Source organism: Paraglaciecola psychrophila 170 (assembly GCF_000347635.1).
Classification (GTDB): domain Bacteria; phylum Pseudomonadota; class Gammaproteobacteria; order Enterobacterales; family Alteromonadaceae; genus Paraglaciecola; species Paraglaciecola psychrophila.
On record NC_020514.1, the window covers coordinates 2,171,151 to 2,196,925 of the forward strand.

18 protein-coding genes and 4 pseudogenes are annotated in these 25,775 nt (G+C 40.4%); 14 read left to right on the forward strand and 8 right to left on the reverse strand.

Annotated features, from left to right (window positions below; translation table 11 throughout):
• Positions 1-1,538 precede the first annotated feature (1,538 nt).
• From C427_RS27380 to C427_RS28185, 3 genes and pseudogenes are all read right to left on the reverse strand, one after another.
• A pseudogene (locus tag C427_RS27380) lies at positions 1,539-1,877 on the reverse strand (Na+/H+ antiporter NhaA); the annotation flags it as partial.
• Positions 1,878-1,943: 66 nt separating this feature from the next.
• On the reverse strand, positions 1,944-2,276 hold the full coding sequence (locus tag C427_RS28180) for a Na+/H+ antiporter NhaA (RefSeq protein ID WP_015430737.1): 333 nt from the start codon (positions 2,274-2,276) through the stop codon (positions 1,944-1,946).
• Positions 2,277-2,332: 56 nt separating this feature from the next.
• Positions 2,333-2,626, reverse strand: a complete 294-nt coding sequence (locus C427_RS28185) for a Na+/H+ antiporter NhaA (protein ID WP_015430738.1) — start codon at positions 2,624-2,626, stop codon at positions 2,333-2,335.
• Positions 2,627-3,868: 1,242 nt separating this feature from the next.
• On the opposite strand from C427_RS28185, the gene C427_RS09400 reads away from it, so the two are divergent.
• Both C427_RS09400 and nhaC read left to right on the forward strand, forming a co-directional pair.
• Positions 3,869-4,324, forward strand: coding sequence for a phosphate-starvation-inducible PsiE family protein (locus tag C427_RS09400; RefSeq protein ID WP_007638407.1), 456 nt, complete (start codon positions 3,869-3,871; stop codon positions 4,322-4,324).
• A 588-nt stretch (positions 4,325-4,912) separates the two neighbouring features.
• Positions 4,913-6,461 (forward strand): annotated as a pseudogene (gene nhaC / locus C427_RS09405) (Na+/H+ antiporter NhaC).
• A gap of 240 nt (positions 6,462-6,701) precedes the next feature.
• On the opposite strand, the gene C427_RS24830 reads toward nhaC, so the two are convergent.
• Positions 6,702-6,818 carry a fasciclin domain-containing protein gene (locus C427_RS24830; RefSeq protein ID WP_007638411.1) on the reverse strand — a complete coding sequence of 39 codons (117 nt, stop codon included), beginning with the start codon at positions 6,816-6,818 and terminating at the stop codon, positions 6,702-6,704.
• 706 nt (positions 6,819-7,524) lie between these two features.
• Here C427_RS24830 and C427_RS09410 point away from each other — a divergent pair.
• The 3 genes from C427_RS09410 (at position 7,525) to C427_RS09420 (ending at position 11,937) form a co-directional block, all read left to right on the forward strand.
• A complete protein-coding gene (locus C427_RS09410; protein WP_007638415.1) occupies positions 7,525-7,998 on the forward strand; it encodes a Dps family protein in 474 nt (157 codons plus the stop codon).
• A 304-nt stretch (positions 7,999-8,302) separates the two neighbouring features.
• Positions 8,303-11,014, forward strand: a complete 2,712-nt coding sequence (gene acnA / locus C427_RS09415; RefSeq protein WP_007638417.1) for an aconitate hydratase AcnA — start codon at positions 8,303-8,305, stop codon at positions 11,012-11,014.
• Between the two features lie 215 nt (positions 11,015-11,229).
• Entirely contained in the window at positions 11,230-11,937 is a 708-nt protein-coding gene (locus C427_RS09420; protein ID WP_007638419.1) for an IS6 family transposase, read from the forward strand.
• A 21-nt stretch (positions 11,938-11,958) separates the two neighbouring features.
• Here the strand turns inward: C427_RS09420 and C427_RS09425 are convergent.
• A pseudogene (locus tag C427_RS09425) lies at positions 11,959-12,438 on the reverse strand (alpha-hydroxy acid oxidase).
• A 65-nt stretch (positions 12,439-12,503) separates the two neighbouring features.
• Positions 12,504-13,889: an L-fuconate dehydratase gene (locus tag C427_RS09430; protein ID WP_015430742.1), complete on the reverse strand. Its 1,386-nt coding sequence runs from the start codon at positions 13,887-13,889 to the stop codon at positions 12,504-12,506.
• An 864-nt stretch (positions 13,890-14,753) separates the two neighbouring features.
• On the opposite strand from C427_RS09430, the gene C427_RS09435 reads away from it, so the two are divergent.
• From C427_RS09435 to C427_RS09475, 9 genes and pseudogenes are all read left to right on the forward strand, one after another.
• Entirely contained in the window at positions 14,754-17,021 is a 2,268-nt protein-coding gene (locus C427_RS09435) for a TonB-dependent receptor (RefSeq protein ID WP_015430743.1), read from the forward strand.
• Positions 17,021-17,488, forward strand: coding sequence for a TonB-dependent receptor domain-containing protein (locus tag C427_RS28190; protein ID WP_015430744.1), 468 nt, complete (start codon positions 17,021-17,023; stop codon positions 17,486-17,488). The genes C427_RS09435 and C427_RS28190 overlap by 1 nt, the downstream gene beginning before the upstream one ends.
• Positions 17,489-17,621: 133 nt before the next feature.
• Entirely contained in the window at positions 17,622-17,849 is a 228-nt protein-coding gene (locus C427_RS09440; RefSeq protein WP_034899441.1) for a hypothetical protein, read from the forward strand.
• A 65-nt stretch (positions 17,850-17,914) separates the two neighbouring features.
• Positions 17,915-19,834 (forward strand): arylsulfatase, encoded by a 1,920-nt coding sequence (locus C427_RS09445; RefSeq protein WP_007638425.1) that lies wholly within the window; start codon positions 17,915-17,917, stop codon positions 19,832-19,834.
• A 93-nt stretch (positions 19,835-19,927) separates the two neighbouring features.
• Positions 19,928-20,304 (forward strand): annotated as a pseudogene (locus C427_RS09450) (transposase); the annotation flags it as partial.
• A 338-nt stretch (positions 20,305-20,642) separates the two neighbouring features.
• On the forward strand, positions 20,643-21,440 hold the full coding sequence (locus tag C427_RS09455; RefSeq protein ID WP_007638427.1) for an IclR family transcriptional regulator: 798 nt from the start codon (positions 20,643-20,645) through the stop codon (positions 21,438-21,440).
• Between the two features lie 451 nt (positions 21,441-21,891).
• Positions 21,892-23,310, forward strand: a complete 1,419-nt coding sequence (gene fucP / locus C427_RS09460) for an L-fucose:H+ symporter permease (RefSeq protein WP_007638429.1) — start codon at positions 21,892-21,894, stop codon at positions 23,308-23,310.
• A gap of 35 nt (positions 23,311-23,345) precedes the next feature.
• Entirely contained in the window at positions 23,346-23,693 is a 348-nt protein-coding gene (locus tag C427_RS09465) for an L-rhamnose mutarotase (protein WP_007638431.1), read from the forward strand.
• A gap of 239 nt (positions 23,694-23,932) precedes the next feature.
• A protein-coding gene (locus C427_RS09475) for an IS3 family transposase (RefSeq protein ID WP_085949629.1) occupies positions 23,933-25,056 on the forward strand; the annotation gives its coding sequence in 2 pieces (ribosomal slippage) (positions 23,933-24,161 and positions 24,161-25,056; 1,125 coding nt in all).
• A 4-nt stretch (positions 25,057-25,060) separates the two neighbouring features.
• Here the strand turns inward: C427_RS09475 and C427_RS27390 are convergent.
• Together C427_RS27390 and C427_RS27395 are read right to left on the reverse strand one after the other, a co-directional pair.
• Complete coding sequence (locus tag C427_RS27390; protein ID WP_015430745.1) at positions 25,061-25,294, reverse strand: hypothetical protein; 234 nt, start codon at positions 25,292-25,294, stop codon at positions 25,061-25,063.
• A gap of 26 nt (positions 25,295-25,320) precedes the next feature.
• Positions 25,321-25,737: an alkaline phosphatase PhoX gene (locus tag C427_RS27395; RefSeq protein ID WP_015430746.1), complete on the reverse strand. Its 417-nt coding sequence runs from the start codon at positions 25,735-25,737 to the stop codon at positions 25,321-25,323.
• Between the last annotated feature and the right edge of the window lie 38 nt (positions 25,738-25,775).

Here is a 25,775-nt window from a genome sequence, read left to right on the forward strand (position 1 = left end):
TAAAACAAAGTAGTAGTTTGTTTTACGCTTAATATATATATTGAGTTAGGTAAGCTCAATTAGGGGTATCCATGCACAAACTGTGGAAACCACGTAGTGATTTTAACCTCCACACTATTACTAACTCGCTTTTACCTGTGCCAGCAACACTATTTTTTGTTAATGATTTTCACAGTGGAATACGAGGTATCTCCGATAACGTTAATACTAGTTCATAGGTAAGCTGTGTTTCTCGACGTCACACTTAGCATAGTTGAATAACTCGGTTGCTATGATGTAATTGGTTTGGAACGGTTAATCGTGTTTAGAATATCCTTGATTCAGTCTAACCCTTGCAATGCATGTCATATTTCTGATGTACTGATGCTTTATCGGTGATATCCGCAACAAACAAATTTACGGTCAGTATCAAGGGCAAACGGTGCTGACAAAAATATGATCTCCAGGTGGGAGTTTTTGACTAAAGACAAATTAAGAAACAAGGGTTTAAATAATGCACAGATATGTATTGATGGTTTTATTTACATGGGTGGTATTACTGGCAAGTAATGTCAGAGCAAAAGATGTACAGCTTGTCCCTGGTGAAATATATAGTAAAGATAACTTTACTATTACATGTGGCCAATCGACAACTCATACCCCCTTGGCACTGAACGACTGCCAGTATTGGGATGATTTTAGTAACAAGTGTCTGTTTGAGAAAACCACTTATTCGAATGAAAACCTTGAATGCGTTGAAAAATGTCAGCGCTGGGATAAGTTCACAAACACTTGTTTTTACCAATCAAAATGTACCTTCTATCCATCCCATATGACATTTGTGAGGACTACATGCGAAAAGTTTGACGACTTCAATAATACTTGTTTGAAAATGAAGGATACAAAAATTGGGCGGTGAGATGAAAAAGGCCAAACAGATGTAAACTTTGTTTAATAGAGCAGTTGTACATTTTGTGATGATGAAGTTGTATTGAACTTGGACGCCACAGAAAGACGTACGTTGGTTGATGCACACTTAGTCTAATGAGGATTTACATGTGTTTCACGAAACAAGATACAAAATTATTTATGTCTAAACACTAGGCGCTTTAAAAGGAAGAGCGACAATAATACTTGATGCATAAACGCGTCATACGACGCTCTAAACGTGCCACAAAAAAGGATATGGAAATAGTAGTGCAGTTCGATGTTTCTGGTAAGGTGATATAATCCTGGTCTCAGGTAATGTTTAAGGTTAACGTCACTCCCATTATGTTAGCCAAGGTTTCAAACAATAAAACTGTCGCCATAATTGACGCGTCAATAAAACAATCTAAAAAGTTACCAGACGAGAAATATAAAGGTTAACTCGGGATAGAGGCTGCGAAATGTCTCATTATAAATTGTTCACACTTGCGACGGATATTCAAGTCTACTTCTGCGTTCCAATGTCAGCGAGGCACGAATAAAAAATATCAACCGCTTATTGCAACAAGGTTTCCCTAAAGGAACAGACTAAAGTATGTATTTAAATTCGAAATTAATAAGTCGACTACTTATTAATTTTTCGAAGAAAACAGCAAAATAAACACTCCCAAAATACTTGCGATTAATGAGCCCAATAATATTCCTAGCTTTGCTTGTTCAATTAACTCAGCTTGCCCTTCGAACGCCAACACAGAAATAAACAAAGACATTGTAAACCCGACTCCGGCTAAAAAACCGACCCCAACTATTTGAGAAAAGCTCACACTAGAGGGCAATCTTACTAAGCCCATTTTCAAACCTAGCCAAGCAAACAGGCTTATACCAATGTCTTTTCCTAAAACCAACGCAAGCATTATTGCCAGCGTAATCAAAGCATCGTCTACTCTTGGAACTGCAGTGGGTAGCATGGCCCCAGCATTTAAAAACGAAGGTAAAGGTAAGATAATTAGGCTTGCTGGCTTATCTAGAGTGGAGCCTTAATGTAAAATTGGTGCGGTGGATAGCTTAGCAATATCCTCAGCCTCTTCAGCAAGGGTGTGTTGCTTTCCATTCTCTATAATAGTTTTGTGCGGGTCATCCATCACTTTAAAATTTTCAACGACACTTTCCATTTTTTTTCGAAACCAAATTTTATTAGCATGTGGGCACGTAGGTACCATCATGGCAGCCAGAATACCCGTGGTTGTGGCATGAACACCTGATTGAAGAATGAACCACCACAGCAAAATGCCACTGGCTAAGTAAAAAATAGGTTTTTTATCCCTAAAAGGTTCATTAAGAGTATTGATCGTAATGTGAGACCAGCCCAAGCAAGTGACTCGCCAACAATCTACTCAGTATAAAAAAGGCTAATCACTGCCACAGTTCACATATCATCTACAATGGCTAATCCTGTCAGGATTACGAAAATTGCGCGCGGTGCTTTTACGCCTAAAAGCGTCAGAATGCTGATCGCAAAGGCTGCATCTGTCGCCATGGGTATGCCCCAACATTGATAAGCATCGGAATTACCATACCAAATGATGGATATATAAATAAGCGCGAGTAACAGCATTTCACCCAGTGCCATCGCAATCACCAATCCGGCATCTTTAATGTTACTCAGCGCACCGACTAAAATTTCATATTTTATTTTTAAACCTAAAATGAAAAAAAACAACGCTATTAATCCATCATTTATCCAATAATGTATAATGACGCTAATCCATAAGACTATTTTAATTTCAGTGGGATGTGTTGCATTTTTTCACTAAGTGGCAGCAGTAGGACTAAAACCAATAACAAACCAAACAAGCGAGGAAGCAAAGCCCAAACCTGACCATCGGCTTCCCAAAATGACCAGATAATCGTGATCATATAGGTCACGATGTAAAGCCAAACACCAATAAATTGTTACCTGAATATCAACCAACCAGCTACAACTAGCATGGAGCCAGCCAGAGCATAATAAACAGAGCCTCCAAGCCACCGAAGATAAATGCCGCCAACTGACATTGGTAGACCCAAAAAATGCAATAAACAGCCTTAATATTTTGATCATCCTATTCACCTCTCAAATATTAATTTCAAAAAATTATTATTGTCTTTTTGTCTTAGATGCGGCTCTTGGTTTCTGAGCCGGAGTGAACATCCCTGAAGGAAATTCACCGTTTTTGTGTTCCTCCCAGAGCGTTAGGCGCACTGACTCGAAACTTTTGCGCAACGAACTTCTGTTCCCAGAAGTTGGCTTCGAACTGATGCTGAACGCAAAAATCTTACTCCCGTCGTGGTCACAAGAACTCCTATGAACCGGCCGAAAGGTGATGTATGAATGGCCAATTTTTATATATTTGTAATCATTGGTGAGTCGTACCTTCATGACCATACCCCGTGTAAAACAAATTAGTGAACCCAACATATATATTTCATTCGATATGCACAATTAGGGGTATCCATTCAAAATTGTGGAAAATACGAAGAGATTTCTGGGTTCACCTTATGACTAACTGTGTTTCTAATACGCAGTCACAAACAACATCGCAGTATATTTCGATTGCTTTGAGGTTGTTTTTTGGAGCAGGTAATTATGTTTAGAATATTCTTGATTCAGTCAAACTCTTGTAAAACATGTCATATTTCTGATGCATAGACGGATATAAATATGAATTCTCAACTAAAATTAAGCCTTGTCGCTAGACATCTAAAAGAAAGAATGAAAAACGTTACAATTTGGTAAACCAGCAGTGCAATTTTACCAACGCGTTGCATTGACAGACTATTATTCAGCGTAAATTTCATGCAATATTATTTCACGGCTCTGTATTTGGACCAAATGTTCTTATCAACAATATTTTTAAAGCAACATTTGACCCAACCTGGTCCGAACACAAATTTTCTTTTACTGACGAAATGAGTTTTATGTATGGCTTCAAACAAAAAGTATGACGAAAACGAAAATTCAGATAGAAACTCTAATGATATTAATCAGTCTGAAGGTCCCGATGTGGGAAAAACTGAAAGGTCTTTGGTGCTAGGCGTTTTTCATCTAATTGAGCGGATAATACTCTTCATCGTCGTTTTGATGACTATGGGAGCCGTCGTCTTTGAGATTCACGCAATTTATATTGCACAGACGATCAGCCTCGCCGACATACTGTTGATGTTTCTTTATCTAGAGGTTATTGGCATGGTGGCTGTATTTTACTCGGACCGACGCTCGGCGTTCGTTTACCCTATTTTTATTGCGATTACGGCACTGGCTCGATTAATTGTTCTGCAGGGCAAAGATATGGCCCCTGAAAATATTTTGTATGAGGCAATCGCCATCTTTATTCTTGCTATTGCTGCAATCGTACTTATCCGAATGCGAATTGAATGACGGTTGTAAAGAAGAAATGTACTGGTTATGAGACACTTATTTTATGCAACGTTCGATTTTTAATAAGCCATCATTATAGAAACTGAACTTGAATCATTAGTAGTTATTAGTCAAGTACATCGCTTTATTTAAGACATTGTTAAACACTACCTGCCTTTAGGTAGGATAAGATAACATAATACAAAAAGCCGAATTTGTACTTAATTCACCCAAGTACTCATAATAAAATTATGCTCAACGTTGTCGCTTTTACTCTGAAATAGGGGATGTAAAATTAGCTTTGTTAAATTAAAACGTAATGACGGCTAAGGTCTTTTTACCGTTCGTAATTTAAGTTCCTCCAGAGGTCAGTTCAGTGACTATAACGGCATAAAGTCCACGTTTTTTTGAATGCATTATGTACAGCTTTTATTGTTTTTGTACTTTACTTTTCATCACTCAACTTGAGGTTTTTCGCCATTAATTTTAACTCTTTGACACTTTTCCTTGTAAGAAAAATGTAAGGGTGTCGAGAATTAATTTAGAGGTAAGGATACCAATAATTTTTTGTTGAATAAAATTTATGAATAACAAACATGAGGTATTTAAATGAAACTGTCAGAACATGCAAAACCAGGCTTATTACTTGCTTTGACCCCAGTTGTGTTAACTCTGCTAATTCTTGGGACGCAAATTTTTTACTTTGGTGTGTTCGAACCACATATTCCTCTTGCCATTGGCTTAGCTATCACTAGTGTTGTTGGTATTAAGCTAGGGCTTAGTTGGAAGGGTATAGAGAAGGGCATTTTTCACGTTATTCACGTCGCTTTACCTTCGGTATCTGTTTTAATAACAGTTGGGATGATCATTGGCGTTTGGATTGCCAGCGGTACGGTACCAAGTATTATCTATTTCGGCTTAAAAGTACTTTCGCCTGAACTATTCCTGGCTGCTGGCATGGGAATTTGCGCCTTAGTTTCCCTTTCTCTTGGCACTAGCTGGGCGAGTGTAGGTACTGTTGGTTTGGCCTTAATGGGAATTGGAGAAGGCTTCGATATCCCTGCATATTGGACAGCTGGCGCTGTAGTTTCAGGTGCATTTTTTGGTGATAAAATTTCGCCACTTTCCGACACCACTAATTTAGCCCCTGCGGTTACAGGCACCGACGTTTTTTCTCATATAAAAAATATGATGGCAACTACCATCCCAGCTATGCTTATCGCTCTTATTATATATTTGTTAGTTGGATTTTTCGTAATCGACACTCAAAGCATTTCATTTGAAAAGATCAACGACATCACTAATGCTTTAGATGAAAACTTTTATATTTCAGGATGGGTATTATTGCCAGCTTTGATTGTGATGGGCTTAGCTATAAAAAAAATATCCTCCCATGCCATCACTATTCGCCGGCGTTTTAGCGGGCGGGGCAACGGCAATGATTGTTCAAGGGCAGAGTCTACAATCAATTTTTGATTTTGCGAACAATGGCTATTCAATAAACACCGGTATTGGAGAAATTGATAGCCTGTTAAATCGAGGTGGTATTCAATCCATGATGTGGACGATTTCCTTAATATTGATTGCTTTAGGCTTTGGCGGTGCGCTAGAGAAAACAGGCTGTTTGAAAACGATTATTAATGCCATTAAGAGTAAAGTCAGTAGTTTTGCTGGCACTCAAACTGCCGCTATTGGAACCGCGTTTGCGACTAACCTAGTAGCTGGCGACCCCTACTTATCCATCGCTTTACCGGGAAGAATGTATTCACCGGTTTACCGTGGTATGGGTTATTCAACTTTGAATCTATCACGTGGAATTGAAGAAGGCGGAACATTAATGTCTCCGCTAATTCCATGGAATGCGGGTGGTGCATTTGTAATTTCAGCTCTCGGTCTTGGTATTGCCGATGGTAATATAGAAAATCTTTTGTATATCCCCCTTGCTTTTGCCTGCTGGACGGCACCCCTGATTGGAATTTTCTATGCTTATACGGGGTTATTCTCGCCAAAAGCAACAGACGAAGAAAAAGAACAATGGGAGTCCGCTGGTGAAGCAATAGCCGAATTTAATTCTGATGGTACGCCAAAAGTCGAAGATGAAGACAAAGACACTGAGAAAGAAGGTGTCGATAACGATTCAGATAAAAGTGGGCAATAGCTATAACATATTTATTTAAGCTCCGGATAAATTCGTTCTGCATGGAAATAGATGGCAAGGAACTTGATGACACCAAAGGCGCCATCGTAAATAAATAGAATCAGACCCGCTCGGTTTTAAAACGTGCAGATTTCACTGCAGCCAACTCGGTGTGGTTGTTGGCTAATGCACATTTATTCGAATGAGGATTTACAGGTGTATTACAAAGCTAAATATAAACAAATTATGTTCTATTAAACGTTACATTATAGAAAACATGACAGTGTCGATAATATGGATAACGCCGTTTGAAGTCATGATATCCGTTTGAAACACACTTGCATTGATGACTTTTACGTCATCTGACTTATTAATCACTATATCGTTGCCTTAAATAGTTTTAGCTTTATTCCATTTCACGACATCTGCTGCCATTAGTTTACTCCCTAAAAAATGGTAGATAGATGTAGCCGCCAGTTTTGTATTTATGACCGTCAGCTAGTTGATAAGTCATTATTGATTTTCGCGTGCAATGCAAACAAGTAGTCAGTTAATCACTCAGTTAATCACTCAATTTAAATCTTACATTCGAAAAGTACAATTAGGGATGTCAAAACCCAAATTGTGAGAGTTACGTGGAGATATTGCTCTCATGTTACGACTAACTTGATTTTATCTGTGTTAAAAAACCTAATTTTTGATACGGGTTTTCCACAATGGAATACGAGGAATCTCCAATAACATTAATACTAGCTCAGAGATAATCTATATTTAAAATACGTAGTCATTCAGAGCATCGCAGCTTATCTGGAGTGTCTTAATGAAATTAGTTTGAGAAAGTCACTATGTCTAAAATACTCTTGTTTCGGTCTTAGCCTTGCAAGACATGTCATATTTCTGATGTGTTTAATGGCACAGTTAATCCACGTTTAAGACTTTCTCATCAAAATACTTTATTTCAACAGATGACAAGTTTATCAGCATTTATATTTGCATTTAGAGTAGCTAAATTATAAGCACCAATTAATCACATTGATAAACACCGAAGGTTTCATTTTGACTATAAAACAAGATAGGAAATACTATGACTAATATAGATATTGGCTTAAGCGCTAATAATAGGAAACAAACAGCTGAAGAGTTAAGCAAACTCTTAGCTGATTCGTATACTTTGTATTTGCAAACACACAACTTTCATTGGAATGTAACGGGGTTGCACTTTCGCGAATTACACTTAATGTTCGAAGAACACTATACTGAATTAGCAATAGCCGTAGACGATATCGCCGAACGTATACGTACCTTAGATTTTGTAGCTCCAGGCACTTACAAAGAGTTTTCCAAGTTGAGTTCCATTGAAGAAGTTGAGGGGGTCCCGACTGCAAGCGATATGATTATAATATTAACCGAAAGTCACGAACGAGTGATCAGAACCGCTCGTGACGTTTTGAAAATCGCACAAATCTCAGCAGATGAATCAACCGTATCTCTTGTGACCGACCGAATGCGTGTGCATGAAAAGGCCTTATGGATGTTGAGAGCAATGACAAAGACTTAACAATTGCGTTCGATAATCAATGCGTCCAAGTAATAAGAATACCGGCTATAAATACAATAATTGGTAAGCAGAATGAGGCATTTGTGATAAGTGTTTTTTGACGATCTATGATGCTATCTTAATTATTAATCGAGCACTTAACAAATCTCTCCAATCTGAAGACGGCGATTGTAGGTGTAGTTAATGAAATAGCAAATACTGTTGTCAAAAATTAATAACGTTATTAGATCCTAAATGTGGTCTAGCCATTTTGAACTTATAAGTATTTTTAAACCAAAAAAGCATTCCAAAAAAGGGGAATAAATTGAAATCATTAAATAAACATGTTTCCACATTAACAGTGCAAGGCAAAGATTATCAATATTTCGACTTATCCAGTATAGATGCCAACATAAAGCGACTGCCGCTCACGGCTAAAATACTATTAGAGAACCTACTGCGTCATGGCGATGAACTATATGTACGGCCAGAAGATATTCAAACCTTAGCCAAGTGGGACACAAACGCTTCGTCTGAGACTGAAATCGCTTTTGTACCTTCCAGAGTGATATTACAAGACTTTACTGGTGTCCCGGCTATTGTCGATTTAGCTGCGATGCGTGATGCGATGCTTGATTTAGGCGGAGATCCAAACAAGATTAATCCGCTTAAACCAGTAGATTTAGTGATTGACCATTCAATTATGGTAGACGAGTTTGGTCACAAAGATTCGTTTAAACACAATACTGAAATTGAAGTGCAGCGTAATAAAGAGCGTTATCAATTTTTGAAATGGGGCCAAAGTGCTTTCACTAATTTTAAAGTGGTCCCACCCGGCAAAGGCATTGTGCATCAAGTAAATTTGGAATATTTGGCGCGAGTCACCTTTGTTGAAGAGCAGCAAGACGCTGTTATGTTGTATCCGGATACGCTGGTAGGCACGGACTCTCATACCACCATGATTAACGGTTTAGGTGTGCTTGGATGGGGAGTCGGCGGCATTGAAGCCGAGGCGGCCATGCTGGGCCAACCCGTCACCATGTTAATACCAGAAGTCATTGGTATGCAGTTGACCGGTAAATTGCCAGCGGGTACAACAGCAACCGATTTAGTGTTAGCCGTCACCCAGCAATTGCGCGCATTTGGTGTTGTGGGCAAGTTTGTCGAATTTCATGGTGCTGGCGTAAAACACTTAACGGTTGCTGATCGGGCAACAATAGCCAATATGTCGCCCGAATATGGCGCAACCTGCGGTCTTTTTCCTATTGATGAGCAAACGATTAAATACCTAGCGTTAACTGGCCGCAGTCAACTGCAAATTGAGATAATAGAAGCTTATTCCAAAGCCCAAGGAATGTGGGGCAGTGAATCTCAGAAAGACGCTGAGTACCACGCCAATTTAGAGCTTGATTTAAACCAAGTCGTGCCGGCTATTGCAGGCCCTAAAAGACCACAAGATAGAATTGACTTAGACAATGCAGCATTGGCATTTAAAACATGGATAACCGAGCAAAAAGAGCTCGCCATTGCGCCCAATGATACTCAACAAGGTAACTTTGAAAGCGAGGGTGGTCACTCAATAGAATCATCAAAAAACAGCGTGTCTTGTCACTTCAAGGGACAAGATTTTGAACTAGATGAAGGCGCGGTAGTTATCGCAGCCATCACTAGTTGCACCAATACCTCTAATCCATCGGTGTTAGTAGCTGCCGCACTGGTTGCTCAAAAAGCCAATGAACTTGGTCTTACGGTTAAACCTTGGGTAAAAACAAGTTTTGCGCCTGGCTCACAGGTAGTAACTGAATATTTAAACAAAGCCGGCTTATCTAAAGAGCTTGATAAAATGGGGTTCAACTTGGTTGGCTATGGCTGCACCACTTGTATTGGTAATTCTGGCCCATTACCAGAACCGATTTCTGAGGCCATAAGAGAAGGCAAACTAACGGTAACCTCGGTGTTATCGGGCAATCGTAATTTTGAAGGCCGAATACACTCTGAAGTTAAGGCAAATTACTTAGCATCACCACCACTAGTCGTCGCTTATGCAATTGCCGGTAATATGAATATTGATATTACCAAAGAACCTCTGGGTACCAGTCGCGATGGCAAACCTGTCTACCTTAGAGATTTATGGCCAACCCAAGAAACGATTCAAAACATAGTTGCAGAAGTCGTCAACGAGGCGATGTTTACTGATAAGTACGGCAGTGTGTATGAAGGTGGTGATGTATGGCAAAACCTAGAAACGGTAGATGCCAACATTTATAACTGGCCCGACAGCACCTATGTAAAAAAACCAAGCTTTTTTACCAATATGCCGGCTAAGCCTGAACCCGTAAAAGCGATTGAAAATGCACGGTGTTTATTAAAGTTAGCTGACAGTGTTACCACTGATCATATTTCCCCAGCTGGCGCAATTGGTAACGACACACCCGCCGCTGAGTATTTACGGGCTCATCACGTTGAGCCAAAAGATTTTAATTCCTATGGCTCGCGCCGTGGTAACCATGAACTCATGATGCGCGGTACGTTTGCTAACGTAAGACTGCGTAACGAATTAGCCCCCGGCACAGAAGGAGGTTTTACACGAAAACAGCCTGGTGGCGAACAAATGTCTGTGTTTGAGGCTGCTCAGCAATATATCACTGCTAAGGTGCCTACCATCGTTATTGCGGGTAAAGAATATGGAACGGGCAGCTCTCGAGATTGGGCTGCAAAAGGTCCACTATTGCTAGGCGTAAAGGCGGCAATTGCAGAAACGTACGAACGTATTCATCGCTCTAATCTTATTGGTATGGGTATTTTACCGTTACAGTTTATATCGGGGGAGGGCGCGCATACTTATCAATTAGACGGCACAGAACAGTTTTCAATTGAAGCGGTTAAAGCCAAGCAAAGGCAAGCCAAGGTTAAAGTAACAAGAGATGATGGCAGTGAATTCAGCTTTGTTACAGATATTCGTATTGATACTCCGAATGAATTTGAATATTTCCGACACGGAGGCATTCTGCAATATGTGATCCGCTCACTGCTCTAAAAAAGTACTTATCACTAAGGATAAGACGCCCATCCTTAGTGATAATATTTCAAAGTAGTATGCGGATAGTGAAAGGTTTTCGATATAAGTTACTATCCCATATTGATGTCTAAACACTTCTCACCTTGGTTCAATACATGCCCAAACTTATGGGATAACCAATAAGGGTAATGTCAAGTTAACGAGCAGACTCAGAAACGTGCGATAATCAAGGTATGAAAAATACTAATATTTATGCCGGATATCGCTATCCATCCCAAATTATCAGTCACGCTGTGTGGCTTTATCACAGATTTACGCTTAGCTTCCGTGACATCGAAGAGTGGCTGGCAGCAAGAGGCATTACCGTCAGTTACGAAACTATCAGAAACTGGTGCCAGAAATTTGGTCAAAGATATTGCAAACTTCTAAAAAAGAACCGTGGACGATTAGGTAATACTTGGTATCTTGATGAGGTATTTATCAACATAAATGGAGTGCTGCATTACCTTTGGCGGGCAGTCGATCAGGATGGTGACGAAATTGACATTCTGGTTCAGAAACGTAAAGACAAGAAAGCGGCGAAACGATTCTTCAGAAAGTTACTCAAAGGGCAACAAGCCGTGCCAATCGGGATAATCACCGATAAATTGCGCAGTTATTCAGCAGCAATGAAAGAACTGATACCTGATGTTGAGCATTCTACCCAGCACTACGAAAACAACCGATGTGAATTATCTCATCAACCTAGTCGACAACAGGAAAGGCAGATGAGGAAATTTAAATCCCAAGGTCAGGCTCAACGATTTCTCTCCTGTCATGGAGTGGTTAATAATCTGTTTAGGCTTGGTCGCCATTTAATGAAAGCGAATAATTATAGATTTATCCGTGACAAATCGTTTATTGAATGGAACAGGGCGAGTTATTTCCAAAATTTGGCATAGGTAGTTAAACTACCATTCAATTCATCCGATCCCGGTAACTTGACAGTACCCTCGGGGCCTATAACCAAAGGTAGGAACATCAACGGTCACCACTAATACTTGGTAACCCGCTTGTTTAACCCTACCTAATAAGTCATCACGAATACTCTTATCCGTGGGGTTGTAGAGTTGATACCAGGCTTTACCTTCGGGTATTTTAGCGATGCTCTCTAGGCTTGCTTAGGATACGGTACTAAGTGCATAGGGTACATTTAGGTCAGCAGCAGCTTTGGCTAAGATTTCAGGCGCTTTTGGCCACATTAAGCCTTGCAAGCCGATTGGCGCGATACCAAAGGGCGCATCGTATTTATGCCCAAACAGCTCCACTGACATGTCTGATTTATCAAACGATTTTAACAAATGACTACGCAATCGCACCGATTGAATATCTTGACGGTTACGTTGTAAGCCAATCTCATCATGGCAGCCGCCTTCCAGATAATCAAAAGCGAAATTTGGTATACGTGCCTTGGCACGTTTTTTTTATGTTGCAACATCAGGCAACGTAGGATCAAAATAATCTTTCATTACACATCCAGTTTTTTAGTCTTATTGTTAATGCGTTTCTGCCATTCACTGCCCGTAGGGTAGGTGAAAGCTTCAATACTTTCCTCGAACATTTCAATACTATAACCTGGGGCGGACGGCGCGACATAGGCGCCCTTTTTAATCACGCATGGATCCACAAAGTGCTCGTGTAAATGATCGACAAACTCCACGACTCGGTCGGTTAAATCTGCAGAGATATGCACATAATCAATCATAGATAAATGTTGAACGTACTCACATAGTCCAACGCCACCAGCATGTGGACAGACCGGCTTGTTGTATTTTGCGGCCAACAAATAAACCGCTAAAATCTCGTTCACACTGGCTAAACGACAGGCATCAATTTGCACTATATCGATGGCATCATTGGCAATAAATTGTTTGAACATTATGCGATTGTGACAATGTTCACCTGTGGCGACTTTCACCTGGCCAATGTTTTCTTTAATTTTTTTATGGCCAAAAATATCGTCTGGGCTAGTGGGCTCTTCAATAAACCAAGGGGAAACGTGGGCCAGTTCATTTACCCATTCGATGGCCTGATCTACTTCCCATATTTGATTAGCATCTACCATTAACTTGACGTCTTCACCGATCACATCGCGGGCGATTTGACAACGCCTAATATCGCTAGGCAAATCCTGTCCGATTTTTAATTTTATATGTTTAAAGCCCTGATCTAATGCTTCTTGACAGAGTCTTTTTAGTTTTTCGTCACTGTAGCCTAGCCAGCCTGCTGAGGTCGTGTAGGAGGGATAACCATTTTCTTCTAGGTACTCGATCCGTTCGGCTTTAGTGGCATGATTCGCCCTGACCATAGTCAGCGACTCTTCTTTTGTGAGCACGTCAGACAGGTACCTGAAATCAACACAATTAATAAACTCTTCTGGACTCATATCGGCTAATAAACGCCAAAGTGGTTTGTTTGCATGTTTTGCCCACATATCCCAAATCGCGTTCATCACACCACCTATAGCCATATGAATAACACCTTTCTCGGGTCCCAACCAGCGCAACTGGCTATCGGATCGTAAGGTATCGTAAAACGCGCCAATATCTTGAATGATTGCGTTGAAATCTTTGCCAATGACCAAATCCTCTAAGGCCTCAATAGCCTTGCAACAAATATCGTTTCCGCGGCCTATAGTAAAAACTAAACCATTTCCTTTATTACCCTGCTCAGTACAGATAGTTAAATAAGCAGCGGAGTAATCTGGATCCTTATTGATAGCATCAGAACCGTCTAAGCTTTCTGACGTAGGGAAGCGAATATCATGGGTTATTAAGGAAATAATAGTATTTTTACCGTGCATATAGTCATTAATTTTGTATATAAAAGAATTATTTAAGTATAAAATTAACAATGTGTCAACCGATAATTGATTTTGATGTGTTAAACATAGGTATAACGAATTTAAGGTTTTTCTCAATAAACTTGTTCGATTAGAGATTGTGATTCATTATTTCCCACTGATAATTTACATTCAGCTCGCGAGATAAGTAATGGATAAACCTCAAGAAAAAGATAAGTAGTAAAAGCGTAAACAATATCCGGCACCAGCGTTATAAAAGGGGGTGGATATTTTAGAATTGTTGTCCTGAGAAGCAGAGGGCTTAAATATTGGTGAGATAACTACACATCTAAAACGCTCTATGGGTCACTTGTTTCGAATGTTAGTGGTACTGGAACAGCGAGGATACGTATTTCTAAAACCAGGTAGTGATAAGTATGTTTTGACCTAAAATATGTTTGGGTTCGCCCATTGCTTTCCGCCCGCAAAACGCCTCACTAGTGTCGCAACACCTATATTTAGACGTCTATATTATGACATAGAGCAATCCTGCCATTTAGTGATCTCTTACGAAGGTAAAGGTCATGTTGTGGCCCAGCAAGACTCGCTTTCTGAAATTGTTTTCAGTGCAGGCCGGAATATGCACCCGAATACTTAAGATGAACCGTGATTGTATACCTTCATTTATTTGATTTGCTCATGTATGTAAGTATTTTGTTAATTTATATTTGTTGTTTTCTATTGTCTGACAGCCTTAGGAGGGATTCTAGGTACGCTTTATTCGCATATAAAACTAAATTGCATATTTAAAATAAGCTTGCGCATGTAAAAATATTGTGCGAGTCTTGTGATGATTTTGTAAATGCATCAATATTTTACTGGTGAAGTAAATGTTTTTAACATTAAAATTGACGACACATAAAGGGCACAATTCATATGAAAAATAAAATAGATAATAACAGTTTCAATCAAAACAAAATTTCACATGTCATCAAATTAGTTTTAGGGATTGCAGCAACCGCTGCTTTGCAATTGCCTTTGGCAACCAGCGCAGGTGCTCAAGAATCTGACAACGTTGAAATTATTGCCGTAAAAGGTATCCGTGGCAGTATTCTCAAAGCTCAACATCTGAAACGAAATTCTGATTCTGTTGTTGACGCCATTTCCGCTGATGATTTAGGTAAGTTTTCCGATGCTTCGATTTCTGACGCCATACAGCGTATACCCGGGGTGCAAATTGAACGTAATGATGGAGGTCAAGAAGGCGATCGGGTATCTATTCGAGGTTTAGGACCTACATATGTGACGACGACAGTTAACGGTAGAACCGCGTTATCATCGGGCACAGAGGGTCTATCAAATTTACGCTCATTTAATCTTGAAGTAATACCTACCGATATTATATCGAACATTGTTGTTAAAAAGACGCCAACAGCAAGTGATCCCGAATCAGGACTTGCCGGTCTGGTCGAGTTAACGACTAGAAAACCTTTGGATGAGCATCAGTACCTTAAAGGGCGGAGCTACTTTGGCTCGTTGACATTGCAAGGGGACAAAGGCTCTATTGGGAATGAAACTGGCGACCGTTTAAGTGCTTTATTTGGTGCAAAATCAGAGGATGATACTTTAGGTTTTTATGTTTCTTATCTTGATTCATCGTCATATCCAGGTAGGGATCAACTCTTTCCTACTGTAGTCACCTCAGATATTCAATTAGATAATTCTGGTGATGGTATCGCTGACGAAATTGTTGAAGATGTATTTATTATCAACGCAATTGACTTTGAACCTATTCGTGAGAAGCAATATCGAGAGTCGTGGTCAGGCGCTATTCAATGGAAGGTAAATAAAGACCTAACGATTATTGCGGATACTGTTTATACAACGTTTGATAATTCATCGATCCGTAATCGAATAGCGCCAATTTATGGTCCAGCAATTAGAAATTCTGTTTTCGATCCGAATGATATTGTTATTGATGCCAATAATACCCTGCAGTCTGTAGTTCAGGGAGGATTTTCGGATGATCAAGAAGTGAGGGTTCAATTTATCCCTTTTCTTTTTAGGAACGAAACTGAATCTTCTGTTATAGGCCTAAATGTCGACTATCAGTTAACACCAAGTTTACATGCTAATTTTGACGTTCATTATTCTGACGTTGATTATTTTCAAGATCTAGATCTGCCCATACTTTTACAAAATATTCCGGCAAATCAGGTTAGTTTCAATGCTGATAATGGCTTGTTCAGTACAGATCTAGGTCCTATTAATAATGCGGACTATGCGCTACTTCCCGGGATGTCTTTGGTGCGAGATATTTTTATGGGTGGCGAACAATGGGGTGCTAAAGCTGACTTTGTGTGGACTATGGATAATGGCGCTGTCGAATCAGTTGAATTTGGCGTTCGTTATACCAAAGACGATATAGTAACTACTCGGACACATATTTCGGATGTTGCAGGCGATTTAACCGCAGACGAGTTATACAACATAAGTCAAGCAGGTATTGGTGATACTAACAGCGATTACGATTTTTATTCCGGCGACAATGTATTTAGCGACTTTCCTGATGGCGATTTGAATGTATTTTATGACAATATTCCTGCCTTAGGAGAAAGTAATTATCTAGGCGTTGCCCCGGCAGGTTCATTTGCTTACAAAGAGGACGTTTTCGCGGCATACGGTGAGGCAAATTTTTATGGTGAATTATTTGGCTTAGATTACTCAGCGAATGCTGGCGTAAGAATCGTTAACGTGAAGTTTGAGGGGCAAGGTGCTCGTATAAACCCTGATAGTTCTATTACACCTACAGCTACGGATAACAGCTATTGGGAGTTTTTGCCTAGTGGTAATATAAATTTTAATCTCGACGATGGACTTGCGCTTCGATTAGGTATAGCAAAGGTCATGTCTCGTCCTAATCCATCGGATTTGGTTCCCAGAGAAGCGTCTAACGAACCAAACAACCCCGGCGATATACCCACGGGTCAACGTGGTAACAGTGATCTAGAACCTACAATTTCCTATATTTTTGATGCAACTTTAGAATATTACAATGATATTGAAGGGGCATACGTGGCTAGCTTCTTTTATAAAGATGTAAATGACTTTATTTTTCCGTTACCACACAGGAGACATTACCTGGACAAGGAGACACTTTATTTGATGTGCGAACACCTAAGAATTTTTCAGATGGTAATGTAGTGGGATTTGAGCTTGGCTTTAATCAACCACTGCTTTTTTTACCTGAGCCATTTAATGGTATTGGTATACAAGCGAATTATACTTATTCAGATAGTGAGTTCGATGAAGATGTAGGGGATAATGGTTTTGGCTTCCCTGGCTCATCAAAAAATAATTTTAATTCCATTTTATATTTTGAGAAAGATGATTTTGGTGTTCGTTTAAGTTATATATTTCGTGACGATTATTTTCGTAATTTACCTGGTCAAGGTGCACAGGCTGCGAACTCTAGAGCCGTGTTTACCGAATCTGACGAACGTTTAAATATTAATGCTAGTTATGATTTAACTGAAAAGTTGTCTGTTTTTATTGATGTAAACAATATCACTGAAGAAGGGCGTCGTGATTTCTTTCAGGAAAAATCAACCTTTAACGGTTCATTTAATAGAGAACGTACCGTAACTGTTGGTATAACCGGTAGATTGTAACAAGGCAATAAATTGAGCAGGTATCATAATTTTACATTAGTTATGATGCTTGTATTTTTATATAAAAACCCAGCATATAATCATTGAGACGCTAATTCAACACGTGCAATCCCAAGTTAACGGAAGGACTAATATGGGCCAGCCTGCTCGTATTGTTAGTGAAAATGGGTATCGGTTTCAGCCTTGGCCGACTAAAAGGCGTGGAGATATCTTCGTTTATGGTGGTATGGAATCAATAACTCATTGTGATGTGGTTGTGTTAAAACAACTATGGAATTGGACGGTCGATTACCTATTAATATATGCTAAACGGGCACATCCTGATCGAGACAGGAAAACCAGCGATTGCAGTGTGGTTTGAATCCGGTTATTTCTTAAAGTCCAACCTATGAAGAAACATTAAGATAATTAACAATAGGAACAGTTATGAAATTTAAACGTTTACGAGTGTGTTATCCATTCAAAGCACTTAGTATATTAACGGTTTGTTTAGCTCTTTTTGCATGTCAGAAAAGTGCAGATATGGCTGATCCTTTAGACTCCAGTGCCAAAAATGCCGTCACCTCGGCAGAGCACCCAAACATTATTTTGGTGATGACAGATGATCAAGGTTATGGCGATTTTGGCATGTTCAATAATCCCATTGTGAAAACTCCTAAAATTGAAGAATTAGCATCACAAAGTCACCGTTTTACCAATTTTCACGTAGATCCCACCTGTTCACCCACCCGTGCTGCTTTGATGAGTGGTAAATATTCGCTGCGTGCTGGTGTTTGGCATACGGTGATGGGACGGCACATGTTATCGGACAAGCATGATATTCTCCCCGAATTATTGGGCGATGCCGGCTATAATACCGCGATGATTGGTAAGTGGCATTTAGGTGAGAACTATCCATTTCGCCCACAAGATCAAGGTTTCAAACATGTCCTAAGTCATGGCGGCGGCGGAGTAGGCCAGTCTCCCGATTATTGGGAAAATGACCAGTTTGATGACACCTATTTCCTTAATGGTAAAGAGAAAAAATATAACGGTTTTGCTACCGATGTTTGGTTTGATGAAGCAATCGACTTTATTAAAAAACAAACGAATGAAGAGGCTCCATTTTTCTTATATTTGTCTACCAATGCGCCGCATATTCCTTGGCGAGCGCCAGAGGAAAACATTGAGCCCTATCGCGCCTTAGGTCTGAACGACGATATGGCCAAGTTCTTCGGCATGATTACCAATATTGACGACAATATTGGACGACTACGCCAAGCGATGCGTGATGAAAAAATTGAAGATAGCACCATTTTTATTTTTATGACCGATAACGGTTCATCAATGGCGGCCAAAAGTAATGGCGAACCATTAACCTGGATTGCAGACGACGTTAAGTTAGAGATTGAAGCGAAAACAGGCAAAAAACTGAATACCCTAAACAATTATATGCGCGAAGGTAAAGCCTCAGTGTATGAAGGTGGTCATAGAGTGCCTTTCTTTATTCGCTGGCCGAATGGAAAATTGACTGACCCTACCGATATAAACGACCTAGCCGCACATATAGACATACTGCCCACCTTACTAGACTTAGCCGGTATCGATAGTGAAAACCTTGATACTGACGGTACGTCTTTGGTAACAGTATTAAGAGAAGGGATTAGTCTACCTGATAGAACCATGGTAGTGACTAACCAAAGAGTGTTAAACCCTGATCCACAGCGTCCTTATGCTGTAATGCAAGGCAATTGGCGCCTTGTACATGCTGAGCACGATGGTGGTGAGGCCTTGTTTGATTTGACTACTGATCCCGGGCAAGTTAATGATATTAGTGAGCAACATCCACAGCGCGTCATTGCTATGGCTAAAACCTATGAACAATGGTGGCAACATACTACTGGCAAGGGTACACCAACGACACGTCCAATTATCGGCAGTGAACATGAAAACCCGTCTCGTTTAACCGGTATGGATTGGTTAGCACCCAACACAAATCAAGTGCCTTGGTGGCCAGGGTTTGGCGACGACAAGTGGGGCAATGGTCATGGCTGGGTGGGTAATGAAGAAAAATTTATGGTGTCACCTTGGGCATTAAATGTGGCTGAAAACGGTAATTACGCCATAACCTTGTATTTACACGATATTCCAGCGAATAAAGTGATTCCAAAAAGCTATGCTCATTTACAGCTTAATGGCGAGGCAACGACCATGCCGATCCCTCCGGGGGCAACATCTGTTACTTTCAATGTTGCATTAGATTCTGGTGATATCGATATTCGCGCTTGGTTTGATCATCAATCCGATGAAAGCGGATTAAGTAAAGGCTTGGCAGCATTTTATATGTATGTCGAAAAGCTGAATTAACGCACCTTTAATTAGAACAGAATAATAAATAAGGAAAAAAATCACATTTTTTATCTCATTTTAAAGTGTGCGTAAAATATTTAGCCTTTTGTTTTGAAGAAAATGAAATGGCCAAACGCGTTTATTTGTCCGTGCAGTGGTCATGATCGGAACTATGAAATAAGTGATCGTCGTTTATACGATGTGGGCATGGTAAAAAACAAACATCGGTGATGGCGGGGACGCGGTTTCATGGCAGGCACCTCTCTTTAGTTGAGTGGTTTTGGGTTATCTTTTTTCTTGACTTAGATAAAGGCAGTATATCGGCCCTTAGCTTAAGCAAACGTATTGAAGTGAACTGGCGGACAGCCAGGCTGATATTAAAGAAACTCGGATTGGCTATGGGCCACAGGGATGGTTTGTATCAATTAAACGGTACCATTAAGCTGGATGATGCCCTGATTGGCGGCAGACACAAAGGCAAGCGAGGCCTCACCTAGCCCTAAAATACAAAACGCCCAATTAGATTCATCGAGCGTTTTAATGTGAAATAAGTGTCAACCTATTTCAGGACGGGACTGTAAAAACGTTCGAAATAAGACGGACAGGCATTTATGATTTTATTTCAGCGTAGAGTGTTGCTAAGCTTTCTGAAAAATTAGATGTTAGCAATTATCAAGGCTCTTTTATCAGTAGTTTGAAGGCACATAACGCTAAGCTATTAAATGCAGCAATCCTATGGTTTGAGCAAAACAAATTTGTTCTTACAAAAAATGTAACGCATTATGCTGCCAAGCGATTATTACCTAGGTTTAAACAAGGACACTAAATGACTAAACCGACTGAGATATTAGAACCATCTAAACGTAAAACGTACAGCGCACCAGCACTTGAAAAAGGATTGGATATTTTGGAGCTACTGGCAAATCAAGCTGAAGGCATGAACATTAGTGAGATCACCAAAACGTTAAATAGATCAGTTGGTGAATTATTTAGAATGTTAGTTGTGTTGGAACAACGTGGTTATGTATCTCTTCAACTTGGCAGTGATAGGTACAGGTTAACGTTAAAAATGTTTGGATTGGCCCATCGTTTTCCTCCGATTAAACGTTTGACTAGTGTTTCAGCCCCTGTTTTACAACGTTTATCCTACGCCATAGAGCAGTCATGTCATTTGGTTATTTATTATGAAGGTAAAGGACATGTGGTTGTGCAACAGGACTCTCCTTCAGAAAGAGTATTTAGTGTTCGATTAGGCGCTGAAGCACCATTGATGAATACCTGCTCTGGTCATCTGTTGTTGGCATTTGCAGACCAAAGTACCCGCAGCCAAATGTTAAGTCGTATTCCAGCACATCACCCTAATGAAAACGGATTTAATATTGATAAGATGGTGAGGAAGGTACTGGGTCAGGGTTACGAAAGCATCCATAGTGCGCAAGCTCAGGGTATACAAGACATTGGATACCCTATTTTTGACTACCAGGATCAAGCGGTGGCAGCCTTAATTGTGCCCTTCTTTGAATACCTCGATGCATCACGTCAAACGAGTGCGGCCGACGCTCATCAATTAATTCAACAAGCAGCCCAGGAAATATCCATTGCTTTAGGGTTTGACGCTAGCTAGTTGAAATGAATGTCTACTGCGAACGGCCCAGAAGCACAACCTGAACACCACAAGAGATAGTTATTTAGACTGACTAAACGACTACATCTTGCAGTATCCATCTTGTACCTCTGGAACGCTCTTGCTACGACCCCATTCCAGGATGAACACTAGCTAAATCTTCAAGCACCGCTTAGTTACCCGAATCTTCTTAACGATATGCAAAGGACTTCTACATCGCTATTTTGTATGTAAAATTAATTTCTATATATAAAATTTATTGTACTTGTTATTGTTTTGTGAGAACATTTAGCTGATTTTGTAAATGCACGCGTTTGTTTTTTTGTTTACAACTATAGGTATCTTGGGTTGTTAGCAAAGCGGTCATTTGCATCACCGTTATTTATGTATTTTAGAGGCAACGCCATCACGGGCCGCCATTTAAATTAACTGGGTTGGGATTCAAATGACAATGCAAGTAGAAGCAAGTAATACACAACAAGAATCAGAACAGACCAGTAAATCTCATCATGCTTTAATTGGTCAGGGTATGTTGTTGCCATTTTTGTTTGTTGCGCTGCTATTCCCACTGTGGGGATTTGCCAACGACGTGACTAATCCACTTGTTAAAGCATTTAAAGATATTTTTTTAATTACCAATGCACAAAGTAGCATGGTGCAATTTTCCTTTTATTTGGGTTACGGGGTTATGGCCATCCCAGCGGCGATATTTATCCGCAAATATTCTTACAAATCCGGAATTTTGTTGGGTCTAGCCTTATATGCGGTGGGGGCACTGTTGTTTATTCCCGCCAGCGTGCAGCAAGAATTTAATTTCTTTTTAGCGGCGCTGTGTATTCTGACCTGTGGTTTAGCCTTACTCGAAACAACCGCAAACCCCTATATTTTGTCCATGGGTGATCCCGAAACGGCAACTCGTAGGCTTAATCTGGCCCAGGCATTTAACCCCATAGGTTCTATTACGGGAATGTTTGTGGCTTCCACGGTAATCTTAAACAAACTTCAGGTTGAGGAGTTTAGGGCGGCCGAACGTGCAGTTCACCCGGAGTATGCAGAAATGTTACCGAGTGTTGTCGATGGCAAATTGACAGCTGCCTTAAGTGAATTTGCCCAGAGTCAGCCAGCGGCACATCAAGCCATGCAATCCGCTGATTTAATAACAATCCGAGGTCCCTATATCGCTATTGCAGCGGTGGTTGTGGTGCTGTTTTTGGTCTTTTTGTTTAGTAAATTACCACGTACGATTTCACACGATCACCCATTAACCTTACACGAGCTGAAGGCGACCTTTAAACGATTGCTGATTAATCGATGTTACATTGAAGGGGTTGTGGCACAAGCATTTTATGTGGGTGCACAAATCATGTGTTGGACCTTCATCATCCACTATGGCATGACCTCGGTCGGCCTGACCGCAGCACAAGCTCAGGGTTACAATATAGTCGCGATGTCGTTATTTTTAGTCAGTCGTTTTGTGTGTACGTTTTTACTGGGTTTTATACGCCCGGGCCCGTTGTTGATGTTGTTGGCCTTAGGCGGCATCATTTTGTCCTTGGGCACCATATTTTTGGGTGGTATGTTAGGACTGTACTGCTTGGTCGGCATTTCGGTGTGTATGTCTTTAATGTTCCCTACAATCTACGGCATCGCTTTAAAAGACTTAGGGGATGATGCGAGTTTAGGCTCGGCGGGTTTAGTGATGGCAATAGTGGGGGGCGCACTGATGCCGCCACTACAGGCATCGATGATCGATGGCGCTTCTTTTATCGGCAATATCCCATCAGTACAAAGCTCATTTTTATTGCCGTTAATGTGTTTCGTGGTCATCAGTATTTACGGATATCGGGTGCAGCATGTCTACAAAGTTTGAGCAATCATGCCAAAAACAAGTTGGAGTCAGTGTGAATGCTTAAAACTCATTGTTTGACCCTTGAACTAAACGACGATGACGAATTAATTGCCTTGTATGAACAATATCATCAGCCAGGCTCAGTGTGGCCCGAGGTCTTAGTCAGTATTGCAGGTTCGGGTATCGAACACATGCAAATATACCGTCTTGGTACGCTATTGGTGATGGTGTTGCAGGTGAATGAAACGTTTAGTTTTGAGGCCAAAGCACTTAACGATAAAAATAACCCTAAAGTTCAGGAATGGGAACGACTGATGGAACGTTTTCAGAAAGTAGCCAGTCAGGATGGTGAAACAAGCAAATGGCAAGTAATGAAACCAATATTTGATCTTCAAAACCATTAGTGCATGAATATCTGGCTGAACAGTTGGGCATTTAGTTAGCCGGGAACTTTATCTACACAGCTGTTAAAGTAGTGCGCAATTTGTAACAATATAAAACATTTGTTTAAAGCGTTTTTACACACATCAAAGATGTCTGAAATTCTGCAATCAATGTCCATTTTTGAAGGGTTAAAATACTGATCTTCCCCTAAATTTGTAGACACTTTTTACTAAGAAACCGAAGTAAGGTAAAAAGTGTTATGAATAAAAAATATCCCGATGAATTTAAACAAGAAGCCGTTCGCCAAGTGGTTGAAAAAGGCTATTCCGTACCTGATGTTTCTAAGCGTTTAGGTATATCCGATAAGTCTCTCTATTACTGGATGAGTAAGGCGAAAGTACCTGCTAGTCAATCCGCAGAGCAAGCAGAAATACGCCAGCTTAAGGCAGAGGTCAAACGCCTGACAGAAGAGCGTAACATCCTAAAGGAGGCCGCCATGTACTTTGCAAGCGAGTCAAAGAAAAGTACACGTTCATAAAATCACGACTCCATGTTTACCGCGTTAACACCATGTGCAAGGTGTTAAATGTCCACCGCAGCGGTTTTTACGCTTGGTTGAAAGAGCCTCAATCTGATGCAGAAAAAGACAATGTACGATTGCTTGAACAGATTAAAGCCAGTTATGTTCAAAGTGGCGGTGTGTATGGCAGTCCACGCATCACACATGAGCTGCGCCGTTTGGGTGAAACATGCGGTGAAAACCGCGTTGCTAAGTTGATGAAGCAAGCCAAACTCAGAGCTAATATTGGCTATAAACGGCGCTACTTTAAGCCTTCTACGCCTCATATTGCAGCAGATAACCATCTACAGCAGCAATTTGTTGTGTGTGAGCCTGATACCGCTTGGGTTGGAGATATTACTTACATCAAGACTTATGAGGGATGGTTGTATCTGGCTGTCGTATTGGACTTGTTCTCACGCAAAGTAATTGGTTGGTCAATGCAGCCGACTATGACATCGGATATTGTGATTAAAGCGCTGCTCATGGCAGTATGGCAACGGCCCAAAGCAACACAGGTGATTGTTCACAGCGATCAAGGAAGCCAATATGCTAGCGGTGACTATCGAGACTTCCTGAAAGCGCATAATCTGACTCCGAGTATGAGTAGACGAGGACATTGTCTGGATAATGCTGTTGCAGAAAGTTTTTTCCACTCGCTCAAGACTGAACGTGTAAAGCGAAAAGTGTACGCAACCCGAAGTGAAGCCAAAGCAGATTTGTTTGATTACATAGAAGTGTTTTACAATCGAACGCGACTGCATAGCCATCTTGGACATGTGTCTCCAGATGAATATGAAATCATGTATTCACAGGCAAGCTAAGTGTCTACAAAACTGGGGGAAGATCATTATCAACACTTTCAACAAACAAACTTAGCTGCCCAGGCACGTTAACTTCTTCTGGCTTACCCTCAAACCTAGTAGGTATATACTTCATTATTTGCCCAAGTCGTTTATTTTCGCCATTTGTACAACAAAAATACAGTTCATTTGTCGCCCAATGTATGCCTTCGCCTCTTGCAAACAGTGCGGCACCTTTTGCATAGCCTTGCTTTCTCAAATCATCGTCTGGGCTTTGTGCATCAGTTAAGTTAATCCACTTTGTCTCATAACTTTACCCATTTGCATCGTGACAGTGTCCCAATTATGAGTATCAAACTTTGCATCTTGAATTATCGCAAGGGCTTGCAAATGGCCACCTGCATACGAGTCATTCGGTGTTTTCGGAATAAATCGATAGAGCAAACTGTCATTACGGTCCTCAGTTAGGTAGATGATATTAGTGTGCGGATCAACAGCCGCTGCCTCATGGTTGAATCGCCCCATTTCTAAAATAGGCTTTGCTTTTACTAAAGATGCTGTATTCGCCGGAACTTCAAAAACATAGCCGTGATTCCGTCCGATCTCGTCTGAAGCCTTTAACACAGATTCCTCACAAGTTAACCAGCTATTCCATGGAGTAATTCCACCCGGGCAGTTTCTGATGGTGCCAATTAGTGACATAAATTACCGCTCTAAGCGCTCTGTTTTTAAGTTATAAA